Origin of the sequence: Chitinophaga lutea, from assembly GCF_003813775.1 — a bacterium.
Taxonomy (GTDB): domain Bacteria; phylum Bacteroidota; class Bacteroidia; order Chitinophagales; family Chitinophagaceae; genus Chitinophaga; species Chitinophaga lutea.
Genome location: NZ_RPDH01000001.1, coordinates 956,262 through 978,958, shown reverse-complemented (window position 1 = coordinate 978,958; position 22,697 = coordinate 956,262). Strand labels below are relative to the sequence as shown.

The following is a 22,697-nucleotide window of genomic DNA, read 5'->3' as shown; positions in this document are numbered from 1 at the left end:
GATCATGAAAAAATATTTGAGGCCATTATATATCGGATTGCTGAGCACGGCACTGTTCAGCATGGAAGCCTGCCGCGATTTCGGAGATACCAACGTATCGCCGAACTCTACCAAAGAACCCGTTACATCTGCTTTGCTGACCGGTGCGTTACAGTACATGGGCAGCGGCAGGGCTATGACGGCAACGTATGCGTTCGACGTGCGTTTCCTCAACGAAGGAGCGATGTACGTGCAGTATAACTCACAAACCCAGTACCCGGACGAATCACAGTATTCCGTGACGGCGCGGAACTGGGCGCCGTTCTACGCCGGTCCGCTCGAAGATCTGTACCAGATCATCAAATACAACAGCGACGATGCTACCAAATCGCTGCCGACGGTAATCTCCGGCGGTTCCAACGCGAACCAGCTGGCCGCCGCGCGTATTTTGAAAGCATATTTCTTTGCGCTGGTAACGGACCAGTGGGGCGACGTGCCTTATACCGAAGCGCTCACCGGTAAAGTGACGCCGAAATACGACGCACAGAAAGACATCTATACGGATCTTTTCAAGGAACTGAAAGAAGCGATCGCACAGTTCGACAACGGGGCCTCGCTGAAAGGCGACATCCTGTTCAAGGGCAATGTGGCGGACTGGAAACGTTTCGGTAATTCCCTGCGGATGATACTGGCGCTCCGCCTGTCCAAACGCAATGCGGAAGCCGGCGATATCGGCAAAAAGGAATTCCAGGCTGCACTGGCGGATCCCGCCGGCCTGGTGGATCTCAACAGCGAAAACGTGAACATGAAATGGCCCGGCGGTTCTTTCAAAAACCCCTGGTACCAGATGTACGACGGCCGCAGCGACTACGCGATCAGCGCCACCTTTGCGGATACCTTAAAACTGTACGCGGATCCCCGTGTGAATGTATACAGCAACCCGCACGGCGGACAGATCATCGGGGTGCCTTACGGTTTGACCCGTGAGCTGCTGATCGACTGGTCTGCTTCCCATCCTTCTTACTCCGAAGTAGGCGACGCCATCACGGGTGAAACTTCTCCCGACTACGTGATCACTGCCGCACAGATCCTGCTGTGCCGCTCCGAAGCGGCGCTGCTGGGCTGGACCGGCGAGAACGCCGAGCAACTGTACAAAGATGCCATCAAAGCATCCTGGCAGCAATGGGGTGTGTTCGATCAGGCCAAATATGATGCTTACATCGCCGACGCCAAAATCTCCTGGGCCGGTGGCGAGCGCGAAAGGAAACTGGGCACCCAGAAATGGATCGCGCTCTATCCCAATGGCTGGGAAGGCTGGGCTGAATGGAGAAGGACCGGCTGGCCCTTCCTCAAACCCACCATTCATGCTGTGAACGCCAGCAAAAAAATCCCCCGCCGGTATGCATTCCCCGTGAATGAGATCACGCTCAACAAAACAGCGTACGACGAAGCCGTAAGCCGCATGGGTGGCGATACGCACGATACCAAAGTTTGGTGGGACAAGTAGGTTACCTTTTAAAGCTAAATGAAATCAGTTATGCAAATCATAGTTAAATACTGCAAAACAGCACTGCTGCTCCTGGGCGTTTGTGCGGGCATCGTTTCCTGCGATAAGGAAGAAGGCATGAACGGCGCCGGGCAAACCATCGTCAGCATCCCTGCCGTGAAAGATTCCATGATCATCGTAGGTGTGGATTATAAAAACAGCCCGCAGGCCCTGAACGTACTCGAAGTGGTGAGGGCGCCGCATAATGCAGCGGTGCTGAATGGGGAAACATCGGTGAAGCTCAGCGCAGATCCCAACCTGATCACCAAGATCAACGCTTCCCGCCACCGGACGTTCATTCCGCTGCCGGCCAATTCCTATACGCTGGATCCCTCGGTACCTTTTGCCAACGGGGTGTACGATCTGAAGTTCCCCAGCGGTGAAATCTCCAAGTCGATCAAGATCAACATCAACACCGGCCTGCTCGACCTCACCAAACAGTACGCCATGCCGTTCGTGATGACGGAAGCCGTGAACGGGGTGGTGACCTCCTCGAAAAAAGTGGCGCTGGTGGAAGTGATCATCAAGAACGAATGGGACGGCAAATACCAGGCAAGCGGTACGTTCTTCCACCCCGTAAATGGTCCGAGGGCCATCGACGAGGAGAAGTTACTGCAAACCATCGGTCCCCGTACCGTACTGGCCAACCTGGGCGACCTGGGTGGTTCCGGCTACCAGATGAAAATCACCATCAATGCCGATAATTCCGTAACCCTCGTGCCCGCAGGCGCTACGCCGAACATCGACATGAGCTACGGGGTGAACAAATACGACCCGGCCACCAAATCGTTTACGCTGAACTATGCGTATAACACCGCCGCGCCGCGTATCGTACGGGAAACCATTACCCGCAAATAAGCAGTTGTTCCGTCCGGACTTTAGCCTCTGTGGCTTTTTTATAGCATGATTTAGATTTTGAAGCTACGTGGCTACAATGTCAAAGGTCGGCCTCCCCGTGGGGCCGGCCTTTTTTTCGTGGCATTAAAAAGGCTTTTTATATTTTTGTACCGTATTAATCCACCCATAATGGAAAAACAAGAAGAGCAACAGCAGCTCAATATTGAGCTGAGTGAGGAAATTGCAGACGGGACATATGCCAATCTGGCAATCATAACACATTCACCGTCAGAGTTTGTGGTAGATTTTATTAATGTGATGCCCGGCCTTCCGAAGGCCAAGGTGAAGTCGCGTATCATTCTTACGCCCCAGCACGCCAAGCGGCTGATGAAGGCAATGGTTGATAATATTAAAAAATACGAATCCGCACATGGCACCATCCAGGACCAGGAACCTGTTTCCATCCCGATGAATTTCGGTGGTCCTACCGCGCAGGCATAATTCAAGAGCATGGAACAAGTTTTTCCTTACGAGCACCTGCACGCATTTACCCAGGATGTATTTACAAAGATGGGCTGCTCGCCGGAAGAGGCCGCACTGGCCACAACGGTGTTATTGTCCGCCGACCTCCGCGGCATCGATTCCCATGGGGTAGCACGATTGTCGGGCTATATCCGCCTCTGGGAAGCCGGCCGCATCAACGCCAGGCCCGATATCAGGATCGTGCATGAAACGCCCAGCACGGCGGTAGTGGACGGTGATAGCGGCCTTGGGCTGGTGATAGCCCCCTTCGCCATGAAAGTGGCCCTGGAAAAGGCCCGCACGGCCGGTACCGGCTGGGTGAGCGTGCGGAACTCCAATCACTTCGGCATCGCCGGTTATCACGCCATGATGGCGCTGGAGCACGATATGATCGGGATGGCGATGACCAATGCCAGCCCTCTTGTTGCGCCCACCTTCGCCACCGAGCGCATGCTCGGTACCAATCCCATCGCCGTAGCCATTCCTGCCGGCCAACAGCCTGCATTTGTGGCCGATTTCGCGACCACCACCGCCGCCAACGGCAAACTGGAAATCCTGCAACGCAAGGAGCAGGAAGCGCCGCTGGGGTGGATCCAGGACAAACAGGGCGTGCCCAGCACCAACCCCAACGAACTGAAAAGCGGGGGCGCTTTGCTGCCGCTGGGAGGCGACCGGGAGCATGGAAGTCATAAAGGGTATTGCCTGGGTGCAATAGTTGATATATTTTCGGCCGTGTTTTCAGGCGCCAATTACGGCCCCTGGGCGCCGCCATTCGTGAGTTTCCTGCCTTTGCCGCCCGATCCGGTGGGTAAAGGCCTGGGCCACTTCTTCGGCGCCATGCGTGTAGACGCCTTCCGCCCGGCGGATGAGTTCAAATCGCATATGGACAACTGGATAGGCCGCTTCCGGAACGCCGCCACCGTGAAGGGACAGGAGAAAGTGCTGATCCCGGGCGACCCGGAGCGGGAAATGGAAGCGGAAAGACGCCAAAGCGGCATCCCCCTTCTGGCCCCCGTGGTAAAAGACCTGGGAGAGATCGCGATGAAATTTAAAATTGATTTTTAAGCATATATATACCTTAACTACAAATGAAAGTCTTAAAATTTGGCGGAACCTCGGTTGGTAAACCTGAGCGCATGCATGCCGTAGCGAAGTTGATCACTGCAGACAGCGATGCCAAGATCGTGGTATTGTCTGCATTGTCGGGCACCACCAACGCCCTTGTGGAAATCAGCCAGTCCCTGGTGGAAGGTAAGAAGGAACAGGCCAAGCAGCAGATCGACAAGCTGGAAAGCCACTACCGCACCTTTTGCACCGAACTGGTAAAAGGCGAGGCCGCCCGTGAGAAAGCAAAGGCGATTGTAGACGAACATTTTGAGTTCCTGAACATCATCCTGAGAATATCTTTCAACGAAGCGCTCAATAAAGACATCCTGGCGCAAGGCGAACTGCTGTCGACCAAACTGTTCTGCGCCTACCTCGACGACGCAGGCATCAAAGCCGTATTGCTGCCTGCCCTGGAATTCATGAGCATCGACGAGTTCGAAGAGCCGGAAATCCCCCGCATGAAGGTGAAACTGAGCGCGCTGATCGATCAGCATAAAGGCGACACGCTGTTCATCACCCAGGGTTATATCTGCCGCAACGCACGCGGAGAGGTGGATAACCTCAAACGCGGCGGCAGCGACTATTCCGCTTCCCTCATCGGCGCCGCCATCAGGGCGTCTGAAATCCAGATCTGGACAGACATCGATGGTATGCACAATAACGACCCGCGCGTCGTGAAAAAAACCTTCCCGATCGACCAGCTGTCGTTCGACGAAGCGGCCGAGCTGGCTTACTTCGGCGCGAAGATCCTGCACCCGGCTTCCATCTGGCCCGCACAGCATTTTAACATCCCCGTGAAACTGCTGAACACCATGCAGCCGGAAGCAAAAGGCACCATCATTACCGAAATGCCGAACGGCAACGGGGTGAAGGCCATCGCTGCGAAAGACGGCATCATCGCCATCAAGATCAAATCTAGCCGTATGCTGCTGGCTTACGGGTTCCTCCGCAAAATATTCGAGGTGTTCGAAAAATACCGCACGCCCATCGATATGATCACCACTTCCGAAGTGGCCGTTTCCCTCACGATCGACGATCAGAAGAACCTCGATCAGATCCTGAAAGAACTGCAGCCTTTCGGTACCGTGGAACTCGACCACCACCAGGCGATCGTTTCCATCGTGGGCAACGAAGTGGCGGCTACGCCTTCCATCCTCAAAAAGCTGTTTGAAGCGATGAACGAAGTGCCTTTACGGATGATCTCCTACGGCGGCAGCCGCCATAACATTTCCATCCTGGTAGGCGGGCAGCACAAGGAAAAAACCCTGCAGCTGCTGAACCAGGGGCTGTTCGGGCTGGAATAGGTTTGAGGCGCTGCTTCTCTGGCATCGACGCCAGGTTGCGGCAAACTTCGCGACAATCCTGATATGATCAGACTACAGAAATAAACGCCCGGTTACGTCTACGGGAAAATTATACGAAACGCTCCGTTATTAACGGAGCGTTTCTTTTTACATCGCATCTTTCAACGCCGGGGCCTTGTCTTCGAAGTATCCGGTCTCCCGCATGCAACTTGCATCCATTGTGGGTTACATCGCATTTTTCAACGCCGGGGCCTTGTCTTCGAAGTACCCGATCTTCCGCATATAACTCACATCCAGCGTGAATACCCCGAATTCTTCCGTGATACGGCCTTCGAGTATGTAGAAGCCGCCCTTCATGAAAGGATATTTGCGCAGGCTGTCGGGGAAATGCACCGTATCGAGGAAACCTCCGTCCCGGTCGAGGAAGGTGCCGAAGCACATAGGCTCGTTTTTGCTGGTGTATACGTGTTTGATGGTCACGAAGTAGCCGAGCATTTTTACATGCTGCCCCTGATGCTCTTTCATGGCGGCCACGGGGAGGTAGCCGCTGGTGTCGTGCTCCAGTACATCAAACGGAGAGCACAGCGGGAAGCCGAGCAGTTCGATTTCATCGAACGCGTCTTCGTGGCGGTGGTATGCGAGGTGGGGCAGCTGCCAGTCGCGCGAAGGCTCGCTGAACAGGCGCGGGTTATAGTCGTCGCTGCCGGAAAGTTTCAGCAGGCCGGAGCTTTCCCACAGCAATTGTTTTTTGGTGAGACCGGTGAATTTGAATGCACCGATACGGATTAAAATCTCCAGTTGCTCGGGTTTGGGGCTGGTGCGGTCCATGAAATTTTCGAGGCCGGTGTAAGGCCCGTTGAGCGCGCGTTCTGCGAGCGCTTTTTCGATGAAGGCCTGCTCCAGCCGGTCCACGTGGATAAAGCCGGTGTACACGTCGTTGCCGGTGATACGGGTGGCGTAGAGGCTGTTGTTCATACACGGCGGATGGAGCTGGACGCCCGTTTTCTGGAGTTCCCGGAAATACAGTTCCCGGTTATAGAATCCCCCGAAATTATTGATCACCGCCACCATGAACTCTGCCGGGAAATAGGTTTTGAGATAGAGGCTCTGGTAACTTTCCACGGCGAAGCTGGCGGAGTGGGCTTTCGAAAAGGAGAAGTTGGCGAAGCTGGAAATCTGCCGCCATACTTCCTGGCTCACCACCGGGTCGCGGCCCAGCCGTTCGCAGTTGTCGAAAAACTGCTGCTTTATTTTTTCGAAGTTGTTTTGACCGCGGTACTTCCCTGCCATAGCCCTTCGCAGGATGTCCGCATCCGCCAGGTCGAGGTCGGCGAAATAATGCGCCACTTTGATCACGTCTTCCTGGTACACCATCACGCCGAAGGTTTCTTTCATGAGGCTTTCCATCACCGGGTGCAGGTATTTCACTTCGTCCTGGTGATTGTAGTTGTACACATACTGCCGCATCATGCCGGCCTGCGCCACACCGGGACGGATAATGGAACTGGCGGCCACGAGTGTGATGTAATCGCTGCAGCGGAGTTTGAGCAGCAATTGTCGCATGGCGGGAGACTCGATGTAAAAGCAGCCGATGGTGTTGACGGTCTGCAGGTTTTTTTTCACCGCTTCGTCTTCCATGAAAGGTTTGCTGTCGTGAATATCGAAGGTGATGCCTTTGTTTTCCCGGACATAATCCATCGTATCGCGGATGTGCCCGAGGCCGCGCTGGCTCAGGATATCGAACTTGTACAGGCCGATGGCTTCGGCCATGTGCATGTCGAGCTGCGCGGTGGGGAATCCTTTGGGCGGCAGGTGCGTGGTGCAGTGCCGGTAAATGGGGGCTTCGCTGATCAGGATGCCGCCGGCGTGAATGCTCAGCTGGTTAGGGTAGGGCTGCGTTTCGCCTTCGTGGTTCTGCACCAGCATTTTCCCGAAACGGATGATGCGCTGGTGGATATTGTCGCCACCGAGTTTCACTTCGTAAGGGTGTTCCAGGATTTTATCTATCTCGCCCTTCGGCAGCCCATACACCTTGCCCAGCTCGCGCACGATGGAGTTGGTCTGGAAGGTGGATACGGTGCCTAGCAGGGCGGTATGGTCGCTCGTGTATTTCTCGAAAATATAGCGGGTGATATCATCTCGGTCGCGCCACGAAAAATCCAGGTCGAAATCAGGCGGCGAGGTGCGGTACGGATTGAGGAAACGTTCGAAATACAGATCGAGCGCAATGGGATCCACATTGGTGATGCCGAGGCAGTACGCCACGATGGAATTGGCGCCGCTGCCACGCCCCACATGGAAAAAGCCGCGATGTTTGGCGTAGCGGATAATGTCCCAGGTGATGAGGAAATAGGCGTTAAAATCGTGGGTGTTGATGATGTCCAGTTCTTTTTCGATCCTGCGCCGCGCTTCTTCCGTGCCGTACGGCGGATAGCGGTAGCCCATGCCTTCCAGGGCAAGGTCGCGCAGCAGTTCGCGATCCGCTTCACGGCTGTGGGTGAACCGTTTTTTGGTGAGGTGCTGCCCCGGCTGAAGGTACATGTCGCATTCATGCATCACCCGGATGGTGTTTTGCACGATGTGCGGGAGCTCTTTAAAATGTTCCAGCAGTTGCAGCGGGGGGATGAAGCCTTCGTCGATGCCGGCTGTTTCCGAGACGGGCAGCTGGCTGATGAGCATGTTATTGTCGACTGCCCGGAGCACGGTATGCAGTTCGTGCCCTTCGCGGTCCGAAAAGGTGAGGGGCTGGAGGATGACCAGTTTGCGGGCGTACTTTTTGGTGTCTACGCGGAACAGTTTGCTGATTTCCCGCGGCCGGATGCCTGCCAGCTCGTGGGCCGCCAGGCTGTCCGGGTGACGGGCGCCCCAGGCATAGATCACAAAAGTGTGCTCCAGCAAGGGGGCTTTATCGGGGAATGGAATATCCTGCTGCAGGTGCCGGGAAAGGAATTGGTTGATATGCATCCAGCCTTCCATATTGCGGGCCAGTAGGATGTATTTGAAATCCGGCCCGTTGCGGAACTCCACGCCGAGGATGGGCTTAATGCCGTTTTTCTGGCATTCGAGCACGAAGAACCAGCTGTCGGTAGTGGCGTTGATATTGGTCAGCGCCATTGCCGTGATGCCGTTTTCCCGCGCCAGCGCCACGAGCTCCGTGGTGCGGATGGTGCCATAGCGCAGGCTGAACCATGATTTGCAGTTTAAGTACATGAATGCTGCGGTTATTTGATGTTGTATGTCATCCCTTGAAAATTTATTTGTGTCCTTTCGTTTTGACGCCACCGGCAGGAACATCGTCTTTACGTCTTCCAATCCAAACCCTCGTCCCACCCAACTTTTTCCCGAAGAATCTTCCTGTTGCCACCGGCAGAAAGAGCGCCTTCATTTCCTTCAATCCAAAACCTCGTCTCATCTGTATTTTGCCCGACGAACCTTTCTGTTACCACTGGACGAAAGAACGCTTTCATTTCTTCCAATCCCAAACCTCGTCTCCCTGTACTTTTGCCCGACGAACCTTCCTGATGTCGCCGGTAGAAAGAACGCCTTCATTTCTTCCAATCCCAAACCTCGTCTCACTGTACTTTTGCCCGACGAACCTTCCTGATGTCGCCGGTAGAAAGAACGCCTTCATTTCTTCCAATCCCAAACCTCGTCTCACCTGTACTTTTGCCCGACGAACCTTCCTGATGTCGCCGGTAGAAAGAACGTCTTCATTTCTTCCAATCCCAAACCTCGTCTCCCTGTACTTTTGCCCGACGAACCTTCCTGATGTCGCCGGTAGAAAGAACGTCTTCATTTCTTCCAATCCCAAACCTCGTCTCCCTGTACTTTTGCCCGACGAACCTTCCTGACGTCACCGGCAGAAAGAACGTCTTCATTTCTTCCGATCCAAAGCCTGCTCTCACAGTACATTTATCCGGTCAGGTTTCTGATATCACCGGTAGAACGAACCTTCATTTCATACGTTGAAGAATCATCCCTTCATCTTCCCCAACCCGGATACCGCCGTTTGAAAACGGCCTCCTTCACCGGCGCTTTTTCTTTCATAAACGGTTGCAGGCCGGGCTCGAATCTCGGCGCGCTGCTGCTGCCGCGCATGATGAATTCCCAACCGAACTGGCTTTTGATGCTGTCGATCGCCTGATAGAGTGAAATCATTTCATGTGTATCCTCGAACAGGCTGATCTGGTAATTGCCGGACACGAGATGGCTGAAACGCACCCCGATCAGCCGTACGAGCAGACGGCGGTCGTACAGCTTGTGAAACAGTTCCTTCACTTTTTCCAGCAGCACATGGTCGCTCGACGTATAGGGAATACTCATCTGTTTGGTGACCGTTTCGAAATCCGAATACCGGATTTTTACCGTGATACAGCCGGTGAGGCGGTCCTGCTGCCGCAGCTCGAAACCGATTTTCTCCGTCATCCGTACCAGTTCGCTGTGCAGGAATTGCAGGTCGATCGTATCGGAGGAAAAAGTATTTTCCGTTGAAATGGATTTCTGTTCGTGATAGGGGATGACGGGCGTTTCGTCGATCCCGTTGGCTTTTTTCCATAACGAGATGCCGTTTTTGCCCAGCCAGGCTTCCAGCAGGCCGATGGGGATCTCGCTGAGGGTTTTCACCGTTTCCACGCCGCGCCGCCGTAATTGGGCGGCTGTTTCTTTCCCTACCATCGGGATTTTATCCACGGCCATGGGGGCGAGGAATGTTTTTTCGTCCCCAAAGGGAATGGAGAGCTGCCCGTTAGGCTTGGCCTCGTTGGTGGCCACTTTCGACACCATTTTATTGGAGGCCAGCCCCAGGGAGATCGGCAGCTGGGTTTTCCGGATAATCTTCTGCCTTAATTCGCTGGTCCATTTCATGGTACCAAAATATTTGTCCATGCCGGTGAGGTCGAGGTAAAACTCGTCGATCGACGACTTTTCATACAAAGGCGCTTCCTCGGAGATCATGGCGGTCACTTCCGCGGAGAAGCGGCTGTATTCCTCCGCATCGCCGCCGCGCACGATCGCATGCGGACATAAGCGCAGCGCCATTTTCATGGGCATGGCGGAGTGAATGCCGAAGGTGCGCGCCTCATAGCTGCAGGCTGCCACCACGCCACGGTCGCCCCGCCCGCCCACGAGGAGCGGTTTGCCTTTCAGGCTCCGGTCTTTCAGACATTCCACGGAGACGAAAAAACAATCCATGTCAAAATGAGCAATCGTCCTTTGGCCATCCAGCAGCATATACCTTTTGTTTACAACGAAAATACTAAAAATATTAGTAAAGCTAAAGTTGTTAGTATGTTATTTTTGAACTTTTTGGCACGAAGGATGTAGTATTAGTAGAGAACTAATCCACCAGCTGTGACATTCCTCCCCTGGTTTTTTACCGGAAAGAGTGTTGACGCCTGGCGTTGAATGACCAAAAAAATATGACTCATGAAACATCCGGATTATGTCAAGGAGTTCCTCCTGCTCGCCCTGCTGCTTGGCCCCATGATTTATCTCGGCATTATCTGGGGCAGCCTTCCTGAAACCATTCCCACCAACTATAACCTGAACGGGGTGCCCGACAGGGTGGGTGACAAAGGCGAATTCCTGTTGCTGATGATTTTCCTCTTTTTTACCAATTTCCTGCTTTACGCCTTGTTCCGTTACATTCCAAAGCCGGAAGAGGACGATGTGCATCCCGAGCAGACGCCGGAGCATATACGGGATTATTACCGTATACGATTCCGTATACATATTTACCTGGCGGTGTTTACAACCGTTATTATTTACCTCGTAAGCGTCGGGCGCGGTATTTTCCTGGAAAAATGGGTGTTTATCGGGGTGGGGCTGATGGTTTCCTTCATCGGCGTGTACCTGCGGCATCTGAAGCCCAATAATTTTGTGGGTGTCCGTACGCCATGGACGCTGAAAAGTGTGGATATCTGGGTGGAAACGCACGATATGGCAGGGAAGTTGTGGCTGTACGGGGGGATTGTCATCATCGTGGCGGGGATGTTCCTCACTGTGGTGAGCGGCGTATTCCTCTTTATTTTTGCGGCCGGCGCGCTGGCTGCGCTGCCGTACATTTATTCTTACCGTTTATTTTATAAAACACAGGGATAAGGCAAGCGTCCCCGGGATAAAAAAAGTAAGGACCGTATCAGATAGACGGTCCTTACTTTTTTTTATGCGTTTGACAATGATCAGAAAGAAGGGAACAGCGCTCTGCCCACTACTTCGCGGCCCGGCCAGGGGATCAGGGCCAGGATGAGCACCATTGCGATGCCGAAGAAGATCAGCGCGGTTTTATGTTTTCTGGCGTCGTCCGTCAGCTTTTTGATTTTGCTGCGGCCGATGTGCACCAGTGCAACTGCCGCCAATCCCAGTATTTCATGTTCCACGGTGTAAAAGCGGAGGCCTTTATTGCCCATGGCCGCGCCCATGTCGCCGAAGGCGCTTTGGGTGATGGGGCTGATGAACAGGAGGATAATACCCACCAGGAACTGGATGTCGAGGAATATCATGAAAAAAAGACCGGCCTTGGTATCGGCGCCGCCATAAGCGGATTTGCTGCTAACGCCGATGATTGCACGAATAACGGCCCAGAGCCCGAAGAGCAGTATCAGCCACCTTACGATGGAGTGAATACCTAAAACAGTTTGCATAAGAATTGAGTTTGTCCGGAACAAAAATAAGCCTTGCCTGGAGAATAATTTGGTAAATACAAAAAATAATTGCTAATTTTGTTAGCATTGTTGTACTAAATAATTTAGGGATGTCTACTGTTTGCCGTAATCTGAAATACCTGCGCAAGCAAAAGGGCTGGACGCAGCAGGAATTTGCCGACCGCCTCAACATCAAACGTTCCCTGCTTGGGGCGTATGAAGAAGAAAGGGCGGAGCCCCGTACGGAAGTACTGGAGCAGGTCAGCGATATGTTTCGTGTATCCATCGACGATCTGTTGCGCCGCGACCTGAGCTCGCAGAAAGAAAGCTTCCTGGAGCGGCGCCGTCAGCAGAAGCTGGGCAACAGCTCACGTCAGAACGTGGTGTTTGTGCCCGTCAAAGCGGCGGCCGGTTACCTGGCCGGCTTCAATGACGATGAGTTCATTGAAGAGCTGAACACCTTCACGCTGCCCATGCTGGGGGCAGGCAGTTACCGCGCGTTCGAGATCGCCGGTGATTCCATGTTGCCCACGCCATCCGGCTCCGTGGTGGTATGTCACAAAGTGGACGGCTGGGAGGATATCCGGAACAATGAGGCGTACATCGTGGTGACCAACCGCGAAGGTATCGTGTATAAAAGAGTGGTAAAAAGCAACCGTTCCAAAAGCAAAGTAACCCTCGTATCGGATAACCCGCAATATGATCCGTATCCCGTCAATATGGACGAAGTGCTCGAAATCTGGCAGGCCGACGCCGTGATCCAGAAAATGGGCCAGCAGCACCGTATGAGCGTAAACCACCTCGCAGGGATGGTCAGCCAGCTGCAGGAACAGGTGAGCATGCTCAAAAAACAAATGAAGAATTAATACCCGTTACAGGCCGGAAGAATGCACCAAGGTCTTAAGGGAACCTTACCGGTGTTGTTTGCTGTGAAACGCGATGCGTTTGCTGTTGCGGCTTTGGCGTTGTGATAAGCAGTAAACAACTGCCGGTTTCCATCTTTCCGCAGATGCCCGTTAAACACGTAGACGTCGCAATAAGCGGCAATAACCACCAGTTTTCCGTCAGCTGTCAATGCAGGGATGGGGTTTCGGGTTGGTGAGGTGGTGAAAAGTGAAGATGCCCGTTTGTTACCCTGGAAATGCAGTTTCCGTAAAGTTGAAAATAGCCATCGTTTCCGTCAGCTGTCAATGCAGGGATGGGGTTTCGGGTTGGTGAGGTGGTGAAAAGTGAAGAGTGCCCCGTTTGTTACCTTGGAAATGCAGTTTCCGTAAAGTTGAAAATAGCCATCGTTTTCGTTAGCAGTCAATGCAGGGATGGGGTTTCGGGTTGGTGAGGTGGTGAAAATAGACAAGCATTGATCAGTTACTTTAAGCAATGCATTGATACATGTCAGTTCAACGGAATTGCAATAAGCAACCAACAGCCATCGTTTTCTGAAATTGTTTGTTAGAGCCTGAAGAATTTCGCCCAGGTGTGAATAATTGGGCGTCGCCTTCATCGTTGTTCGTTAACCGTAAGTATGACGCCTATCAGCGTAATACGTTTCATCGTTGTTCCCCCAGCCGTTGTTTCTCCCCAAGTTAGCCATTAAGCAGTGCCGGAAGTTGTTCCGGCACTTTTTATATTGATGCAATCATCCTTCGCCCAGAGAAACTGCGTATGATTATCAAGAAGAAATGTAGCAGAAATGTAATCTTGAATATTGCAGAAGAGATGAATTTACCTTCCCGGATGGGCGTGCTCCCTACACCCGCAACACCTTCCTCTCCGCAATCACAAACACCTCCGCCGCGGGCTCCCTTTCCATCGTGTAAGTGCCTGTAAACTCACTGAACGCAGGCAGCACCGCCACCTCCGCACCGAAATAAAAACACGGCAGGCGCAAACTCTGCCGCCCGTATCCCACCATCCGCACACCGGGGTGAATGTGCCCGGACAAGACATAACTGCTTAGTACAGCGGGCTTGTCTTCGGCATCATGTATGAAATAAATATCCTGCATCTCGAGGAAATCGTGCAGGCGGATGTCGAGGGAAGCGTAGACCGCCGGATCCATAATGTCGTGGTTGCCGGTGACCAGGTCGAAAATGATATGGGGGAACTGCTGCCGCCAGAGTTTGAAATACTGCACTTCGTTGTTGGCGGAGCTGTGGAACATATCACCCACCACAATGATGCGCAGGGGCCGGTATTGTGTGATGAGCCGCTGCAGGCGATACAAATCTTCCTGTACGATGTTGGCCGGCACGGCAATGCCTGCCTTCCTGAAATGCGCGGATTTTCCCACATGGAGGTCAGCCACAATCAGCGTGTTCTCCGCTTTCCAATAAACGGCCCTTCCGGCTGAAAGCCGCCAGCTATGACCCCTGAAATCAAATGTAATATCCTCCACAAGTTATCCTTTACCCGCGCTTGGAACGCATGGCTTTTACATGTTCAACACTTTTGTCTTTCGCCAGTTTTTTATACTCCGGCGACCCGAGGGCATACAGCGCGATTTTACCGCTGGCGTCGCTGTGCACGCCCCAGCCGTACCGCTTGGTAAGCGGGGAGGCACGCATGCAGGGCTGCCCCTTCGAGAAGAATTTTTCCCTTTCGGCGGCGAGCGCGGCGGCGCCGTTGATATTGTTCTTGATGGCGTATACCTTGAACAGCACATCGTCAGACGTGAACCTGTACGGATGATCGATCACCGTCTCGAACTGAATGCTGGCGGCGGTTTTAGCCTCGCCGCGCGGGGTGGGCACTTCTGCCTCCGTTACGGGACAATCTTCCGCCACCTCGATGAAGGTGTTGATATAATTGGTCGTTTTCATATCCGTCCCAAATTTATTGAAATCTCACCACACGATCATTTTTTTGATGCGGTCTTCCAGCTTTTCGCTGGTGAGCTGTTCGCGGAGACTGTCGACTTTAATGGGGAAGCAGAAAGGTGTCAGCCGCTGCGGGAAGGTGATCACGATCTGCTGTTTCGCGATACGCTCCAGCGTGTCGCGAAGGCGTGCTTCTTCCATCTGGTAAAAAAACGCCTCATTGAACGCCTGCCGCAACAGGAGGTTCTGCGGGTCGTAATCGTGGAAAACGTTGAACAGCAGTGACGCGGACGATTGCAGGTGCCGGTTGGCCTTGTGTTTACCGGGGTAACCCTGGAAAATCAACCCGGCGATGACGGCAATGTCCCTGAATTTGCGGCGCGCCATTTCGGTGGCGTTCACGCTGCTTTGCAGGTCGGCCGTCAGGTTTTCGGGGGAAAACAGTTCCTGGGCATTGGTATCGTCTACCGGGATGGGCTGGTCAGACAGCAGTTCGAAGCCGTAGTCGTTCATGGCAATCGAAAACGAGATCGGGTGCTGCTGGCTGATGCGCCAGGCGAGCAGCGCGGCCATCACTTCGTGCACCAGCCTGCCTTCGAAGGGAAATACAAAGAGGTGGTAACCATCTTTGGTTTCGATCTGTTCGAGCAGCAGTTCGTTTTCCTGCGGGATGTGGGAGAGCATTTGCTGCAGGTCGAAGAGCGGCCGCAGGATAGTGATTTCCTCTTCCTGCGCAATGCCGTTCATGGCTTCGTGGAACTTGCGGCGCAGCATCATGCCGAGGTTGGCCGAAAGGGGCATGCGGCCGCCGTTCCAGCTGGGAACGATGCTCTTTTTGGATTTGGATTTGCGCACCAGCACCGTCATATCCTTGATCATCACGAACTCCAGGTTGTTGCCGCTGAGGCTGAAGCTGTCGCCGGGCGAAAGGCGGGAAATGAAATATTCTTCGATGAGGCCGATGAAACCGCCGGTCATATACCGCACTTTGAGCATGGCGTCGCTTACGATGGTGCCGATGTGCAGGCGGTGGCGCATGGCCAGCTGGCGGCTTACGCAATAGTAGCGGTCGCCCACCAGGTGCAGTTTCCGGAACTCGTCGTAACTGTTGAGGGCTTCCCCGCCGGTAGTCATGAACGCGAGCATCCACTGCCATTCTTCGGGCTCCAGCTCGCGGTAACAGAAGGTGGATTTCACTTCGGCCCATATTTCGGCGGCATTGAAACCGTCGGATACGGCGAGCGTCATCAGGTATTGCAGCAGCACATCGTACGCCAGCACAACGGGCATGCGGCTTTCGATGAGGTTTTCTTTCATGGCGTCTTTCAGCGCGGCGGCTTCCACCAGTTCCAGCGAGTGGGTGGGGAGGAACCAGATGTGGCTCACGGCGTCTGGCTGGTGGCCGCTCCGGCCGGCGCGCTGCAGGAAGCGGGCTACGCCCTTGGGGCTGCCTACCTGGATGACGGTATCGACCGGCCTGAAATCCACGCCCAGGTCGAGGCTGGAGGTGCATACCACCAGTTTGAGGGTGCCGGTGTGCAGGGCATCTTCCACCCAGATGCGCAGTTCGGCGTCGATGGAGCCATGGTGCAGGGCCATCACGCCGGCCATTTCAGGGTAGGCTTTCAGGATTTGCTGGTACCAGATCTCGGATTGCCCGCGGGTGTTGGTGAACAGCAGCGTGGTGCGGCTCTTTTCGATCACGGGCATGATCTTGTGCAACAGCCGGATGCCGAGGTGGCCGGCCCAGGGATATTTTTCGATTTCATCGGGCAGGATGCAATGCACTTCGATGGCTTTGCTCACCGTGGCCCGCACGATGGCCCGCTCCACCGGCGTGTTGCCCATGAGCACGTCGAGCGCTTCGTCGAGGTTGCCGATGGTGGCGGAAATGCCCCAGGTCTGCAGGGCAGGCTGCAGCCCGCGGAGGCGGCTGAGGCCCAGCTCCACCAGTACGCCGCGTTTACTGCCGAGCAGTTCGTGCCACTCGTCGATCACGACGGTATGCAGGCCTTCGAAACGTTTGTAATATTCTTTCTGCGCAAGCAGGATGTGAATGGATTCAGGCGTGATGATCAGTATTTCCGGCATGCGGCGCTTCTGTTGTTCGCGTTCGCTGGTAGCCGTGTCGCCGCTGCGGATGCCCACTTTCCAGGGAATGCGCAGTTCGTGGAGGGCTTCTTCCATGGCGCGGCCGATGTCTTTGGCCAGTGCCCGGAGCGGGGTAACCCACAGCATCTGCAGGCCGTTGGTTTTGGGACTGCCGTCGTTGATCCAGCGGATGACCACGCCGAGGAACAATGAAAATGTTTTACCGAAGCCCGTAGGGGCGTTCACCAGGCCGGAGCGGCCATGGAGGTAGTGCTCCCACGCTTCTTCCTGGAATGCGAACGGCTTCAGGTCTTTCTCTGCCAGCCACTGCGCTATCTTTTGCCATCCGGGTGTGTTTTTCATGCGGATTGAAATTAGGAAAAAATTGCTCAAAGCCTACCTTTGCTGCATGCGTGATTTTTTTCGTTTGCAGGAGAACGGCACCACCGTCCGGAAGGAATTGCTGGCGGGGCTCACCACTTTCTCCACCATGGCCTACATCCTGGCCGTCAATCCCATGATATTGTCGAAAACCGGCATGGATGCCAATGCCCTGATCACCGCCACGGCGCTGGCGGCGGCGATCGGTACGCTGGTGATGGGGCTGTACGCACGGCTGCCCATCGGCCTCGCACCGGGCATGGGCCTGAACGCCTTTTTCGCCTACACCATTGTGCTGGGCATGGGGTACAGCTGGCAGTTTGCACTCACGGCTGTTTTCCTGGAAGGCATCATCTTTATTTTCCTGTCGCTGTTCCACATCCGCGAAGCGATCATCAACAGTATTCCTGAAAATCTCAAACATGCCATCTCGGTCGGCATCGGCCTGCTGATCGCACTGATCGGCATGGCCAACGCGGGCATCATCGAAACGGGGATGCGCCATGTGGGAGAGGGGCGGCTCGACGGGGTGATCCTCAAAATCGGGAACATCACCAGTGCCGGCCCGCTGATCGCGCTCACGGGCCTGATCGTATCCGCGGTGCTGATGTACAAAAAAGTGAACGCCGCCCTGTTGCTGGGTATCCTGGCCGGCACCCTGGCGGGCATCCCGCTGGGCATCACCAGCTGGCCGGCATCGGGCTCCATCGTGAGCCTGCCGCCTTCCCTGTCGCCCATCGCCTTTCAGCTGGAGTTCGATAAAATATTTACGATGGACATGGTGGTGATCCTCTTCACCCTGCTTATGGTCAACCTGTTCGATACCGTGGGCACTCTTATCGGGCTTTGCAGCAAAGCCGGACTGCTCGATGCGCAGGGCCGCATTCCCCGCGCGAAACAGGCGCTCTTTGCCGATGCGGTAGGCACTACAGCGGGCGCACTGCTGGGCACCAGCGTGGTAACGGCGTACGTGGAAAGCGCGAGCGGTATTGCCACCGGCGGCAGAACGGGCCTTACAGCGGTTACGGTGGCGGGCATGTTTTTGCTGGCATTGTTTTTCGCGCCGCTTTTCGCCATGATACCGGCTGCGGCCACAGCGCCGGCGCTGATTGTGGTGGGAATGCTGATGATGGGAGCCGTCGTGAAGATCGATTTCAACGATACGACGGAAGCGATTCCCGCGTTCCTGGCCATCGTCATGATGCCTTATACCTACAGCATCGCGGAGGGCATCGTATTCGGCATGCTGTCGTACGTACTGCTGAAAGTATTCACCGGGCAGTTCAGGAAGATCAGCCCGGTGATGTATGTTTTATCCGTATTGTTCGTATTGAGTTTTCTGCTGCATTGATCGGGGAGCCAGTCCGGTGGCGGTACGTATTTCCGCATTGCTCATATTGAGTTTTTCACCGCACTAATCTGGAAGCCAGCCCGGAGATTGCACGTCTTTTCGTATTGCTCATATTGAGTTTCCTGCTGTATTACCCAGGCAAGCCAGTCCGGTGGTGGTACGTGTTTCCTCATGGCTCATATGGCGTTCCCTGCCGCACTAACCAGCCGAATCATTCTGGAAAGGTATATTTTATCTGTACTCAGTTTCCTGCTGCGCTGATCAGGCAAAGATCAGGCGGATGCCCACGAGGAACAGGGCCCCGGCGAGCGCCAGGATGATGCCCTTGGGTTTTACCTTGCTGCTGAGGCCCGCGCCCAGCTGCGCGCCGGCCACCACGCCGATGCCGATGCTTACGGCAATCTGCCAGCCTTCCCAGAAAGAGCCCTGCACCATGTGCACCACGGTGCCGGAAGCCGACATAATAGCCAGGATAAGGTGGGAGGTGGCGGTAGCGATATGTATCGGGAAATTGAGCAGGCTGATGAGGGCCGGTACGTGGATGATGCCGCCGCCGATACCCAGCAGGCTGCTGAGGAAACCGACGAGGAAACTGATGCCGATGCCGTACCAGATATTAAACGAAAAATGGTATTCTTCGCCGCTGCGCTCCATGATGTGCCGGTCGGTAAGCCGGCCTTTGTTGACCCGGCCGGAATAGCCGCCCTGTTTGGGTTTCATCATCAAAAAAATCGCAATGGCCATCAGCAGGCCCCCCAGTATCATATTGAACGTATGGCGGGAAATAGCCGTAGTGGCCATCGCGCCGAGCACAGAACCGGGCAGCGTAGCCACCGAGAATATCAGCGCGGATTTGTAGTCAATCCTTTTTTTACGGGCATAGGCGATGGAACCGGAGGTGGCGTTGAGACACACTACTGCAAGCGAAATACTGGTGAGCACATCGGGCGGCATGTCAGGGTACATGAGCAGCAACAGGGGCATGAGTATAAAACCGCCTCCCGCGCCAATCAGGGTACCGAAAGTGCCGATGAAAAATCCTAATCCTACCAATAATAATGCAGACAGCAGGTCCATGTCCGAACGATAATTTTCCGTGAATAGTTAACAAAGCATCCGAAGCTGCAAAGGGGAAAAAGAAGCAAATATCATAGCAATGGTTGGTGGTCGCCTGCGTGCGAACAATTGCGTTTTTTCTTAATGTTGGTTTGCGTATGAATTGGTTCCTTTTCCTTAATGTTCCTTCACATTAAGGATGTTCTGGTGACCGGTTTTACCCCCGGCGCAATAAAGGTAAATCAGTTTTCCGACACTAATTCTGTAGACTAAAGGGGGATTCCGTTGAGCAGCTGTTTGAGGTCGTCGAGGGTATTGATCTCCTCCACGGGCTTGTCTTTCCGCCAGCGGTGGATGCGCGGGAAACGCAGGGCGATGCCTGATTTGTGACGGTTGGAAGCGGCGATGCCTTCAAAGGCGATTTCAAAAACGAGCTCGGGTTTCACGGTGCGGACGGGCCCGAATTTTTCGAGGGAATTGCGTTTCACCCAGTTGTCCACTTCGGCGATCTCCTTATCGGTGAGGCCGGAATAGGCCTTTGCGAAAGGCACCAGCTGGTCGCCGTTTTTTACGGCGAAGGTATAGTCGGTGTACAGGTTCGAGCGCCGGCCGTGGCCTTTCTGCGCGTAGATCATCACCGCATCCACGGTATAGGGATCGATCTTCCATTTCCACCAGTCGCCGCGCCGCCGCCCCACCTGGTAAGCGGAGCTTTTTCTTTTCAGCATGATGCCTTCGCTGCCGTTGTGCCGTGCTTGTTCCCGCAGCGCGGCCAGTTCCTCCCATCCCCCGAACGGGATAACGGGCGATATTTTCAACGCGGGCTGACGCACTGCCGTTACCAGTTGTTCCAGCAGGGCGCGCCGCTCTGCCAGCGGCTTTTCGCGCAGGTCCTGCTGTTCCCATTCCAGCAGGTCGTAACTGTAAAAAATGACGGGGGCTTCCTGCAATTGTTTTTTGGTGACGTTTTTCCGGCCGATGCGGGTTTGCAGGAACTGGAAGGGCAGGGGATGACCGGCGGCCTCGTCGTATGTGAGTATTTCCCCGTCGATCGCCGTGCCGTCGGGCAGAAAATCAAAGAGCGCCGTCAGTTCGGGGAACTTGTCGGTGATCAGTTCTTCTCCTCTCGACCAGATGAACAGCTGCCCGTTACGGCGGATGAGCTGCCCGCGGATGCCGTCCCATTTCCATTCCGCCTGCCATTCTGCGGGCGTTCCCAGCTCCTGCGGCGGTACTTCCAGCGCATACGCGAGGAAAAACGGGTAGGGCCGCGAATCGTCCGTATTGCGGTTTTCTTCACTGAGCAACGCGGCCATGGTGGTTTGCTGCGGGTCCCAGTTACCGCTGATGAGATGCGACACGGTGGCGGGCGGCAACTGGTAGGTTTGCGCGAGCGCGTTCACCATCATGCTTTGCGATACGCCGATGCGGAAACCGCCGGTGATGAGTTTGTTGAACACAAAACGTTCCGAAGCCTGCATCTGGTCCCAGGCTGCGCGTATGAACGCGGCTTTTTCCGCTTCCGGCGCTTTTTCCAGTTTCAGCAGTGCGTCGAGCCAGTAGTGCAGCGGTTGTGTGCCGGTATGGACGCCCGGCGGCGGCAACAGCAACGCGATGGTTTCGGCGAGGTCGCCCACGGTGTGGTAACACTCTTCAAACAGCCAGGGCGTTAAACCGGTGGCCTCCATGCACCACTGCCGGAGCTGGGTGGAATTCACGACCCTTTTGGGGCGCCGGCCGCTGAAAAGCGCGAGCACCCATGGTTTATCCTTTTCGTCGGCCGTGGCGAAATAACGGCTTACCGCTTCCAGCTTTTCGTTGGTTTTGGTGCGCTGCGCCAGGGTGGAGATGAGTTGTGAAAAATGCTGCATGGTTTACGCGGTTGTATCTTCTTCGCTGCCATAGTCCGTTTTGACTTCCGCCGCCGCTATGCCGTTTTCCTGCAGATACCGGGCCAGCACGCTGCTGAAACCGTGGGTGACGAATACTTTTTCCGCACCGGTGTGCCGGATGGTTTGCAGCAGGCCCTGCCAGTCGGCATGATCGGAAATCGCAAACCCCGCGTCGGCGTTCTGCCGGCGGGCGTTGCCCCTCACCTGCATCCACCCGCTGCACACGCCCAGCGAATAAGGCGCGAACCGTCGCATCCAGGCGGAGTCGGCGGCGGAGGGCGGGGAAATGATCAGGCTGTCGGCAAAATGTTCCTTCGGCGTGTCGTGCGTGATGAGCTCCACCGGTGGCAGGGGCCATCCATGCTGCAACAGGGTTTCGTGCGCATTGTAAATGGCGCCGTGCACGAGGAAACGCTCCACCGCCCCGCGGAGATTATAGATCAGCCGCTGTGCCTTCCCGAGGCTGTACGCCAGCAGCACGCTGTTTTTACCGGCCTGTTTGTTTTTGTATATCCATGCCTGTATATCGCTCATGATCTGCTGCTGCGTTTTCCAGTGGTAGATGGGCAGGCCGAAGGTGGATTCGGTGATGAACACATGGCATTTCACAGGCTCGAAGGCCCCTGAAATACCGTCGTTTTCGGTTTTGTAATCGCCGCTGGCCACCCACGTCTGCCCGTCTACCGTCACTTTCACCTGCGCGGAGCCGATCATGTGCCCGGCGGGATGAAATGACACCTGCACATTGTTGAACCGCAACGTTTCGCCGTAAGAAAGCCCCTGCGCGCTGATCTCCTTTCCCAGCCGTAACTGCAGCAGCGGCACCGAATCTTTGGTGCAGAGGTAATGGTCGTTGCCCCAGCGGGCATGGTCGGAATGGGCATGGGTGATCACCGCACGGGGAACGGGCTTCCAGGGATCGATGTAAAAATCGCCGGCGGGGCAGTAAATGCCGTTGTCCGTAAAAGTAAGTACGGGTTCCATGGTATGATGAAGATAACGAGAAAAAAAGATATGCCCTGCGCGTCTATAAAACAGCTGTGTGCCACTCTTTATTAATAAATGAATTGTTAAAAAAAACTATGAAAATGAAGGATCAGGAATTATATTTATGGCGATAGTATGTAAGCACTAAGAGTTTAAATCGAAGCCATATCAACGCAGTGAACGCTAT

18 protein-coding genes are annotated in these 22,697 nt (G+C 54.7%); 8 read left to right on the top strand and 10 right to left on the bottom strand.

Features of this window, described 5'->3' with window-relative positions:
* The first annotated feature begins 4 nt into the window (after positions 1-4).
* From EGT74_RS03815 to EGT74_RS03795, 5 genes are all read left to right on the top strand, one after another.
* Positions 5-1,486, top strand: coding sequence for a SusD/RagB family nutrient-binding outer membrane lipoprotein (locus EGT74_RS03815; protein ID WP_123845203.1), 1,482 nt, complete (start codon positions 5-7; stop codon positions 1,484-1,486).
* A 30-nt stretch (positions 1,487-1,516) separates the two neighbouring features.
* Positions 1,517-2,383 carry a BT_3044 domain-containing protein gene (locus tag EGT74_RS03810; RefSeq protein WP_158617989.1) on the top strand — a complete coding sequence of 289 codons (867 nt, stop codon included), beginning with the start codon at positions 1,517-1,519 and terminating at the stop codon, positions 2,381-2,383.
* A gap of 168 nt (positions 2,384-2,551) precedes the next feature.
* Positions 2,552-2,863 carry a DUF3467 domain-containing protein gene (locus EGT74_RS03805; protein WP_123845201.1) on the top strand — a complete coding sequence of 104 codons (312 nt, stop codon included), beginning with the start codon at positions 2,552-2,554 and terminating at the stop codon, positions 2,861-2,863.
* 9 nt (positions 2,864-2,872) lie between these two features.
* A complete protein-coding gene (locus EGT74_RS03800) occupies positions 2,873-3,949 on the top strand; it encodes an Ldh family oxidoreductase (protein WP_123845200.1) in 1,077 nt (358 codons plus the stop codon).
* A 23-nt stretch (positions 3,950-3,972) separates the two neighbouring features.
* A complete protein-coding gene (locus tag EGT74_RS03795) occupies positions 3,973-5,295 on the top strand; it encodes an aspartate kinase (RefSeq protein ID WP_123845199.1) in 1,323 nt (440 codons plus the stop codon).
* A gap of 225 nt (positions 5,296-5,520) precedes the next feature.
* On the opposite strand, the gene EGT74_RS03790 is transcribed toward EGT74_RS03795, so the two are convergent.
* The 3 genes from EGT74_RS03790 to dinB all read right to left on the bottom strand — a co-directional run bounded on the left by EGT74_RS03790 (position 5,521) and on the right by dinB (position 10,524).
* Positions 5,521-8,505, bottom strand: coding sequence for a DNA polymerase III subunit alpha (locus tag EGT74_RS03790; protein WP_123845198.1), 2,985 nt, complete (start codon positions 8,503-8,505; stop codon positions 5,521-5,523).
* Between the two features lie 253 nt (positions 8,506-8,758).
* Positions 8,759-9,091, bottom strand: a complete 333-nt coding sequence (locus EGT74_RS03785; RefSeq protein ID WP_148089619.1) for a hypothetical protein — start codon at positions 9,089-9,091, stop codon at positions 8,759-8,761.
* Between the two features lie 185 nt (positions 9,092-9,276).
* The gene (gene dinB / locus EGT74_RS03780; RefSeq protein ID WP_181954728.1) at positions 9,277-10,524 is read right to left on the bottom strand and encodes a DNA polymerase IV; all 1,248 of its coding nucleotides are present in this window, start codon (positions 10,522-10,524) and stop codon (positions 9,277-9,279) included.
* A gap of 195 nt (positions 10,525-10,719) precedes the next feature.
* Between dinB and EGT74_RS03775 the strand changes: the two genes are divergently transcribed.
* Positions 10,720-11,394: an SdpI family protein gene (locus EGT74_RS03775; RefSeq protein WP_123845196.1), complete on the top strand. Its 675-nt coding sequence runs from the start codon at positions 10,720-10,722 to the stop codon at positions 11,392-11,394.
* A gap of 80 nt (positions 11,395-11,474) precedes the next feature.
* Here EGT74_RS03775 and EGT74_RS03770 read toward each other — a convergent pair whose 3' ends face one another.
* Positions 11,475-11,936 carry a hypothetical protein gene (locus tag EGT74_RS03770; RefSeq protein WP_123845195.1) on the bottom strand — a complete coding sequence of 154 codons (462 nt, stop codon included), beginning with the start codon at positions 11,934-11,936 and terminating at the stop codon, positions 11,475-11,477.
* 110 nt (positions 11,937-12,046) lie between these two features.
* Between EGT74_RS03770 and EGT74_RS03765 the strand changes: the two genes are divergently transcribed.
* Entirely contained in the window at positions 12,047-12,802 is a 756-nt protein-coding gene (locus EGT74_RS03765) for an XRE family transcriptional regulator (RefSeq protein WP_123845194.1), read from the top strand.
* A gap of 881 nt (positions 12,803-13,683) precedes the next feature.
* On the opposite strand, the gene pdeM is transcribed toward EGT74_RS03765, so the two are convergent.
* From pdeM to EGT74_RS03750, 3 genes are read right to left on the bottom strand one after another with little or no spacing between them, the layout of a single operon-like run.
* Complete coding sequence (gene pdeM / locus EGT74_RS03760; RefSeq protein ID WP_123845193.1) at positions 13,684-14,331, bottom strand: ligase-associated DNA damage response endonuclease PdeM; 648 nt, start codon at positions 14,329-14,331, stop codon at positions 13,684-13,686.
* A gap of 10 nt (positions 14,332-14,341) precedes the next feature.
* The gene (locus EGT74_RS03755) at positions 14,342-14,755 is read right to left on the bottom strand and encodes a DUF6157 family protein (protein ID WP_123845192.1); all 414 of its coding nucleotides are present in this window, start codon (positions 14,753-14,755) and stop codon (positions 14,342-14,344) included.
* 24 nt (positions 14,756-14,779) lie between these two features.
* Positions 14,780-17,206 (bottom strand): ligase-associated DNA damage response DEXH box helicase, encoded by a 2,427-nt coding sequence (locus EGT74_RS03750; RefSeq protein ID WP_123845191.1) that lies wholly within the window; start codon positions 17,204-17,206, stop codon positions 14,780-14,782.
* Between the two features lie 46 nt (positions 17,207-17,252).
* Between EGT74_RS03750 and EGT74_RS03745 the strand changes: the two genes are divergently transcribed.
* On the top strand, positions 17,253-18,575 hold the full coding sequence (locus EGT74_RS03745) for an NCS2 family permease (protein ID WP_123845190.1): 1,323 nt from the start codon (positions 17,253-17,255) through the stop codon (positions 18,573-18,575).
* 261 nt (positions 18,576-18,836) lie between these two features.
* Here EGT74_RS03745 and EGT74_RS03740 read toward each other — a convergent pair whose 3' ends face one another.
* The 3 genes from EGT74_RS03740 to EGT74_RS03730 all read right to left on the bottom strand — a co-directional run bounded on the left by EGT74_RS03740 (position 18,837) and on the right by EGT74_RS03730 (position 22,507).
* Positions 18,837-19,652 carry a sulfite exporter TauE/SafE family protein gene (locus EGT74_RS03740; RefSeq protein WP_123845189.1) on the bottom strand — a complete coding sequence of 272 codons (816 nt, stop codon included), beginning with the start codon at positions 19,650-19,652 and terminating at the stop codon, positions 18,837-18,839.
* A 248-nt stretch (positions 19,653-19,900) separates the two neighbouring features.
* Positions 19,901-21,502 (bottom strand): ATP-dependent DNA ligase, encoded by a 1,602-nt coding sequence (locus EGT74_RS03735; protein WP_123845188.1) that lies wholly within the window; start codon positions 21,500-21,502, stop codon positions 19,901-19,903.
* Between the two features lie 3 nt (positions 21,503-21,505).
* Entirely contained in the window at positions 21,506-22,507 is a 1,002-nt protein-coding gene (locus EGT74_RS03730) for a ligase-associated DNA damage response exonuclease (RefSeq protein ID WP_123845187.1), read from the bottom strand.
* Between the last annotated feature and the right edge of the window lie 190 nt (positions 22,508-22,697).